General features: G+C 69.9%; 4 protein-coding genes. All 4 read left to right on the top strand.

Annotation, left to right across the window (positions count from 1 at the left end):
• Window positions 1-263, top strand: a 263-nt coding sequence (locus VKZ50_09875) for an IS481 family transposase (GenBank protein HLJ60028.1), incomplete at its 5' end; no start/stop codon positions are given.
• Window positions 264-604: 341 nt separating this feature from the next.
• A complete protein-coding gene (locus tag VKZ50_09870) occupies window positions 605-2,557 on the top strand; it encodes an alpha-1,4-glucan--maltose-1-phosphate maltosyltransferase (protein ID HLJ60027.1) in 1,953 nt (650 codons plus the stop codon).
• Window positions 2,554-5,955: a maltose alpha-D-glucosyltransferase gene (treS, locus tag VKZ50_09865; protein ID HLJ60026.1), complete on the top strand. Its 3,402-nt coding sequence runs from the start codon at window positions 2,554-2,556 to the stop codon at window positions 5,953-5,955. The genes VKZ50_09870 and treS overlap by 4 nt, the downstream gene beginning before the upstream one ends.
• A complete protein-coding gene (gene treZ, locus VKZ50_09860) occupies window positions 5,952-7,814 on the top strand; it encodes a malto-oligosyltrehalose trehalohydrolase (protein ID HLJ60025.1) in 1,863 nt (620 codons plus the stop codon). The genes treS and treZ overlap by 4 nt, the downstream gene beginning before the upstream one ends.
• The last annotated feature ends 105 nt before the right edge of the window (window positions 7,815-7,919 follow it).

Genomic DNA, 7,919 nt, shown 5'->3' with positions numbered 1-7,919 from the left:
ATGCCGTGCTGCGGCGCCATGGGCTCTCGCGGTTGCACGACGGTGATCGTGCCACCGGCGTTCCCATTCGCTACACGCGGGAGCATCCGGGGGAGCTCCTGCATCTCGATATGAAGCTGTTGGGGCGCATTCCGCCGGGGGACGGCCATCGGGTCCACGGCCGGGGGGCGGCCCCGTCGCGCCATCGGGGTTTGGGGTATGAAGCGCTGCATGTCGCGATCGACGGCCGCAGTCCCATGGCTGTGTGCAAACAACGTCCATGAGCACTACACCTAGCCGGCGAGGCGTGGCTATTCGAGCGTGATGGTGGTGGTGGCGACGACGTGCTCCGCGGCCGGTTTTCCGGTACCCTGTCGTGGGTCCCTCCCGCTCCTGCAGGGCGGCGCACGGGGGTCCCCGGGGCCACACCTCGGCCGACCTTGTGTTGGGTATGAAGTAGAATAGAGTCGTTCCAGTTCCTGCGACGAAGTGACGCTACCGGCAGGCGGGGGACGGGTGTGCCGTCTGGGATCGCCGCGGCACATTGCGGCCACCGAGCTCGGCTCCGCGTTTCACAACGCCCCCGGACCAAGTCCGGGCAGTGAACACAGGGTGGGTGGCGGTAGTGGACAACGCGCCTCGCGTCGTCATCGAGCACGTGGTGCCCGAGGTCGATTGCGGCCGATTTGCGATCAAGCGCGCGGTGGGCGAGCAGGTCGTCGTCGAGGCGGACATCTTCGCGGACGGTCACGACGTGCTCGCCGCGGCCCTGTTGTACCGGCGGGATGAGGCGCGCCAGTGGACCGAGGCGCCGATGACGCTCCTCGGCAACGACCGGTGGCGCGCCGAGTTCACGGTGTCCGAGCCCGGGCGGTACCGGTACACCCTTCAGGGGTGGGTGGATCGGTTCGCGTCGTGGGCACGCGATCTGTCGCGGCGCGTGGAGGCCGGGCAGGACGTCGCCGTGGAGCTCGAGATCGGCGCCGCGCTGGTTCGCGCGGCGGTCCGGCGCGCGGCGAACCCGGACGCCGCCGCCCTCGTAGAACACGCGAACGTGCTAGGACGCGGCGGCGAGGCGGGAGTTCGTCTCGCGCTGTCGGACGAGCTTGCCGGGTTGATGGCGCGGTACCCTGATCGCGAGCGCTCCGCAACGTACGACAAGCCTCTCCTCGTCCAGGTGGACCGGGAGCGGGCGCGGTTCGGCGCGTGGTACGAGATGTTTCCGCGGTCGTGCGCGTCGGCCCCCGGGCGGCACGCGACATTCGCCGACGTGGAGGCCCGACTGCCCTACGTGGCCTCGATGGGGTTCGACGTGCTGTACCTCCCGCCGATCCACCCCATCGCGCGCACGCTCCGGAAGGGGAAGAACAACGCGGAGACGGCGGCGCCGGGCGATCCCGGAAGCCCCTGGGCGATCGGTGCGTCGGAGGGCGGACACAAGGCCGTGCACCCAGACCTTGGGACGCTCGCCGATTTCGATCGGCTCGTCGCGAGCGCCCGGCGGCACGGGCTCGAGGTCGCGCTCGATCTGGCGTTTCAATGCTCCCCCGATCACCCGTACGTCACCGAACACCCCGAGTGGTTCCGCCGGCGACCGGACGGCACCGTTCAGTACGCGGAGAATCCCCCCAAGAAGTATCAGGACATCTATCCGTTCGACTTCGAGACCGCCGGCTGGCGCGCGCTGTGGGAGGAGCTGCGGAGCATCGTCCGCTGCTGGGTCGACCGCGACGTCCGGATCTTCCGCGTGGACAACCCGCACACCAAGCCGTTTGCCTTCTGGGAGTGGCTGATCGCGGAGACGCAACGCGAGCACCCGGACGTGATCTTCCTGGCCGAGGCGTTCACCCGCCCCAGGGTGATGTACCGGCTCGCGAAGCTGGGGTTCACCCAGTCGTACACGTACTTCACGTGGCGCAACACCCGCGCCGAACTGGAGTCCTATCTGACCGAGCTGACGGCCACGCCGGTGCGCGAGTACTTCCGGCCGAACTTCTTCACCAACACGCCCGACATTCTGCACGCCTATCTGCAGGACGGCGGACGCCCGGCGTTCATCGTGCGGTTCGTCCTCGCGGCGACGCTCGCAGCGAGCTACGGCATCTACGGGCCTCCCTTCGAACTGTGCGAGCGCCGCCCCGCGGCGCCGGGCAGCGAGGAGTATCTTGACTCGGAGAAGTACCAACTCGTGCATTGGGACATCGACCGGCCGGACAGCCTGAAGGACCTGATCGCCCGGGTCAACGGCATCCGGCGCGAGCACCCGGCGCTGTGGGGCGATTGGAGTCTCCGGTTCCACGGGATGGACAACCCGAGCCTGATCTGCTACAGCAAAACGGCGCCGGCCCAGGCCGACGTCGTTCTCGTCATCGTCAACCTGGACCCGCACCACGTGCAGCGCGGATGGACGGCGCTCGACCTCCCGGCGCTCGGGCTGCGCCCGGAGGAGCCGTACGTGGTGCGCGACCTGCTGAGCGGCGCCCAATTCACGTGGCAGGGGGGGCGGAACTACGTCGAGCTGGCCCCCGACGCGCTGCCGGCCCATATCTTCCACGTCACGCCGGGAGGGACGCCGTGACGCCCAGACCCCGCGGGCGGCGCGGCGGCGCGCCGAAGGCCTCGGAACCGCTGTGGTACAAGGACGCCATCATCTACGAGGCGCACGTCCGGGCATTCTACGACAGCGACGGCGACGGCATCGGCGATTTCGCCGGGCTCGTGGAGAAGCTGGACTACGTGCAGGACCTCGGCGTCACCACGCTGTGGATCCTGCCGTTCTACCCGTCGCCCCTTCGCGACGACGGGTACGACATCGCAGACTACACCGCGATCCATCCGGCGTACGGCACGCTGCGCGCGTTTCGCACGTTTCTCGCGGAGGCGCACCACCGGGGCCTCCGCGTCATCACCGAGCTCGTGCTCAATCACACGTCGGACCGGCATCCGTGGTTCCAGCGCGCCCGCACGGCGCCGCCCGGCAGCCGCTGGCGGAACTTCTACGTGTGGAACGACACGGCGGAACGATACCGGGATGCCCGCGTCATCTTCAAGGACTTCGAAACGTCCAACTGGACGCTCGACCCCGTCGCGGGCGCCCACTACTGGCACCGATTCTACTCCCACCAGCCGGACCTGAACTACGACTCGCCGGACGTCCGCCGGGAGATGCTTCGCGTAGTCTCGTTCTGGCTGGACCAGGGCGTGGACGGCCTGCGGCTGGACGCGGTGCCGTACCTGTACGAGCGCGACGGCACGACCTGCGAGAACCTCCCCGAGACGCACGGTTTCCTCCAGGAGCTGCGCCGCTACATCGACGCAAGGTACAGCGACCGCATGCTGCTGGCGGAGGCCAACCAGTGGCCGGAGGACGCGATCGCCTACTTCGGCGACGGCAACGAGTGTCACATGGCCTACCATTTCCCGCTGATGCCGCGGCTGTTCATGGCGATCCGGATGGAGGACCGGTTCCCGATCATCGATATCCTCGCGCAGACGCCGTCGATCCCGGAGACGTGCCAGTGGGCGCTGTTCCTCCGGAACCACGACGAGCTCACCCTCGAGATGGTGACCGACGAGGATCGGGACTACATGTACCGCGTGTACGCGCAGGACCCCCACGCGCGGATCAACCTGGGGATCCGCCGCCGGCTTGCGCCGCTGCTCGGCAATCACCGGCGCCGGGTGGAGTTGATGAACGGTCTGCTGTTCTCGATCCCGGGCACGCCGCTCGTCTACTACGGGGACGAGATCGGCATGGGCGACAACATCTATCTCGGCGACCGCAACGCCGTGCGCACGCCGATGCAGTGGAGCGCGGACCGGAACGCAGGGTTCTCGCGGGCCAATCCGCAGCAGCTCTACCTGCCGGTGGTGATCGACTCGGAGTACCACTACGAGACCGTCAATGTGGCGGCGCAGCAGGGCAACCCCCACTCGCTCCTGTGGTGGATGAAGCGGCTGATCGCGCTGCGCAAGCGGTACAAGTGCTTCGGGCAGGGAACGCTGGAAATGCTCGCGCCCGACAACCGCAAGATCCTGGCGTTCCTGCGCCGGTACGGGGACGAGCGCGTGCTGGTCGTGGCGAATCTGTCGCGCTTCGTGCAGCCGGTCGAGCTCAACCTCGCAGAGTTCCGGGGCATGATGCCGATCGAGATGTTCGGCCGGATCGAGTTTCCGCCGATCGGCGACCTGCCGTACTTCCTGACGCTCGGCCCTCACGCGTTCTACTGGTTCTCGCTGGAGCCGCAGCGGGCCGTGGGCGCCGCCGGCGCCACGGCAACCGGCCCGGAGGCGGCCGAGACGCCGCTTGCGGAGGTGGCCGTGGTCGGCGCTCAGGGATGGCCCGGCGTGTTCGAGGGCGCGGCCCGGTCGGCGCTCGAGGACGCGCTCGCCGGCTACCTGCGCGGGCGGCGGTGGTTCGGCGGGAAGGCGCGCCGGGTGCGGTCGGTCCTCGTCCGCGAGGCGATCCGGATCCCCTACGGCGACGCCGACGCCGCCTACCTGACCTTGGTCCAGGTGCAGTACGCGGAGGGCGACCCGGATGTGTACGCGCTGCCGCTCACGTTCGCGTCCGGCGATCGGGCACAGCAGCTGCGGCGGGACGCGTCCAATGCGATCGTCGCGCACCTGCGTCTCGCCGGCGCCGGCGCGGACGGCGTGCTCTACGACGCGTTTCTCGAGACGGCGTTCTGCGCGGGGCTGCTCGGCGCGATCGTGCGTCGATACCGCGCGCGGGGAGCCGCCGGGGAACTCGCGGGGGTGGTCACGCCGGCGCTGCGGCGCGTCGTCGGCCCGCCGCCTGTGCCGGACCCCGCCCCGGTCAAGGCCGAGCAGAGCAATACCTCGGTGATCTTCGGGGACCGCTGCATCCTCAAGCTGTTCCGGCGGCTCGAGCCCGGGGCGCACCCCGATCTCGAGATCGGACGGTTTCTGACCGAGCGCGCCGCGTTTCCGCACACCCCCACCGTGGCCGGCGCGATCGAGTACCGCCCCCCCCACGGCGAACCGGTGACGCTCGCGATCTTGCAACAGTTCGTGCCGAACGAAGGCGACGCATGGACGTACACGCTGGACGCGCTCGACCGGTACTGCGAGCGCGCGCTCGCCGAGCAGGCCGAGGGCGCCGGGGACGACGATCCGGCGGTCGAGGAGCCGGTCCTCGCGCTGGCCGCGCGCCCGCTTCCCGAGGCGGTCTACGAGTGGGTCGGGGAGTATGCGCAGCGGGCGGAGCTGTTAGGGCAGCGGACCGCCGAGATGCACCGCGCGCTGGCGTCCGACCTGACGGACCCGGCGTTCGCGCCGGAGCCGATGACGCCTGCCCATCAGCGGTCTCTGTATCAGGCCGCCCGCGCGCTGACCCGGCAGACGCTGCCGGTGCTGCGCAAACTGTTGCGCTCGCTCCCCGACGACGCGCGCGCGCCGGCGGAGCGGGTCTTGGATGCGGAGGACGAGCTGATCCGTCGCTTCCAGGCGGTGCTGGATGGAAAGATCACCGGCATGCGCATCCGCGTCCACGGTGACTACCACCTCGGGCAGGTGCTGTACACCGGCAAGGATTTCGTGATCATTGACTTCGAGGGTGAACCGGCCCGCACGCTCACGCAGCGACGGATCAAGCGCCCCGCGATGCGCGACGTCGCCGGGATGCTGCGGTCCTTTCACTACGCGGCGCACACCGCGCTGCGCGCGCAGACGGAACGCGGGACGATCTCGCAGCACCCCGCGGCGGCGCCGTTCCTGGACGCGCGCCTCAAGCGATGGCGCTGCTGGGTGTGCGCGGCGTTCCTGCGCGGGTACCTGACGGCGGCCGGGGACGCGCCGTTCCTGCCCCGCACGCGCGAGGAGATGCAGGTGTTGCTGGACGCACACCTGCTCGAGAAGGCCGTGTACGAGTTGGGCTACGAGCTGAACAACAGGCCCGACTGGGTCCGGATCCCCGTCGAGGGTATCCTCGAGATGCTCGCCGGCGAGGCATGAGCATCCCCGGCCGTACCCCCGGGCCGCCGCTCGGCGCGGTCGATCTCGGCGACGATCGGACGCGGTTCCTGGTGTGGGCGCCCGCCGCGCGGGCCGTGGAGGTGCACATCGTCGCTCCGCGCGAGTGCCGGACCGCGATGACGCCCCGGGGCGGCGGATACTACGAGGCCACCATCGAGGGCGCCGGACCGGGCTCCCTGTACTGGTACCGGCTCGACGAGGGCGTGGAGCGGCCCGACCCCGCGTCGCGCCTCCAGCCGGACGGCGTCCACGGACCGTCCCAGGTGGTCGCGACGGCGTTCCCGTGGAGCGACGCCGGCTGGCGTGGCCGGCCACTCACACAGTACGTCGCTTATGAGCTCCACCTGGGCGCGTTCACGCCGGACGGCACGTTCGACGCCGCGATTCCTCGCCTGGACGCGCTGGCCCGGCTCGGTGTGACCGCCGTGGAGGTGATGCCGGTCGCCCAGTTTCCCGGCACCCGGAACTGGGGGTACGACGGCGCGTATCTGTTCGCGGTGCACCCCGCGTACGGCGGCCCGGAGGGGTTCAAGCGGTTTGTCGACGCCTGTCACGCGCGCGGCCTTGTCGTGGTGCTCGACGTCGTGTACAACCACTTTGGCCCTGAGGGCAGCTACGTCGGTGAGTTCGGACCGTACTTCACCGACCGCCACCGCACCCCGTGGGGATCCGCGGTCAACATGGACGGACCGGACAGCGACGACGTCCGCCGGTTCTTCCTCGAGAACGCGCTGCGATGGATCGCCGAGTTCCACGTCGACGCGCTGCGCGTCGACGCGGTGCACGCGATCGTGGACCAGTCCGCACGTCCGTTTCTCCAAGAACTCGCGGAGGCGGTGCACGCGGAAGGAGCGCGGCGCGCCCGGCTCGTGCATGTGATCGCCGAAAGCAACCTGAACGACCCCCGGTTGGTGCGGCCCAGGACGCGGGGCGGATACGGGTTGGACGCCCAGTGGAGCGACGATCTGCACCATGCGCTGCACGGCCTGTTGACCGGAGAGCGCACCGGGTATTACGCGGACTACGAGGGGGTCGGCGATCTTGCACGCGCCCTGGCGGACGGGTTCGTCTACGCTGGCCGGTACTCGGGGTACCGCCGGCGCCGGTACGGCGCCCCGGGCGGCGATCTGGCGGGCGAGCGGTTCGTGGTGTGCGCGCAGAACCACGATCAGGTCGGCAACCGCGCCGGGGGCGAGCGGTTGGCGCGGCTGGTCTCGTTCGACGCGCTGAGGGTCGCGGCGGGCGTCGTGCTCCTCTCGCCGTACCTGCCGCTCCTGTTCATGGGTGAGGAGTACGGAGAGCCGGCGCCGTTTCTCTATTTCACGAGCCACACCGATCCCGGGTTGGCCCAAGCCGTCCGCGCCGGTCGGCGTGCAGAGTTCGAGGCGTGGGGCGGTGCCGAGGAGGTTCCCGATCCGCAGGACGAGGCCACGTTCCTGCGGTCGAAGCTGGCGTGGGAACTGCGTGACCGCGCCTCGCATCGGACCCTGCTCGAGTTCTACACGGAGGTGCTCCGGCTCAGGCGGACGCTGCCGGCGCTCGCCGTGTTGAGCCGCGACACGACGCGGGTGCACGTCTCGGAAGCCGAACGCGTCTTGATCCTGCACCGGTGGAGCGGTAAGAGCCATGCCGTCGCGGCGTTCAACTTCGGCCGGTCGCCGGTGGACGCGACGGTGCCGGTGCCGCCGGGACCCTGGACCATTCGGCTCGACTCCGCCGACGCACGCTGGGGCGGTCCCGGTCGGACCGCGGCGTCGGCCGTCGAGTCGGACGGCGCCGCGGCGCTGCCGATCGGGCCCACGGCGTTCGTGCTGCTCGTTCGCGACGGCGCGGTCTGACGCGTCGGCCGTTGTGCGACACGGGACGTCCGTCGCAGTGGTACGGGCGAGTTCGACAGGAGTGGCCGTTCTCCGAGACCAATAGCACCGTCTATGATGGAGGCA

Source organism: bacterium (genome assembly GCA_035295165.1).
Taxonomy (GTDB): Bacteria; Sysuimicrobiota; Sysuimicrobiia; order Sysuimicrobiales; family Segetimicrobiaceae; genus JAJPIA01.
This window is presented reverse-complemented; position numbering and strand designations above follow the sequence as displayed.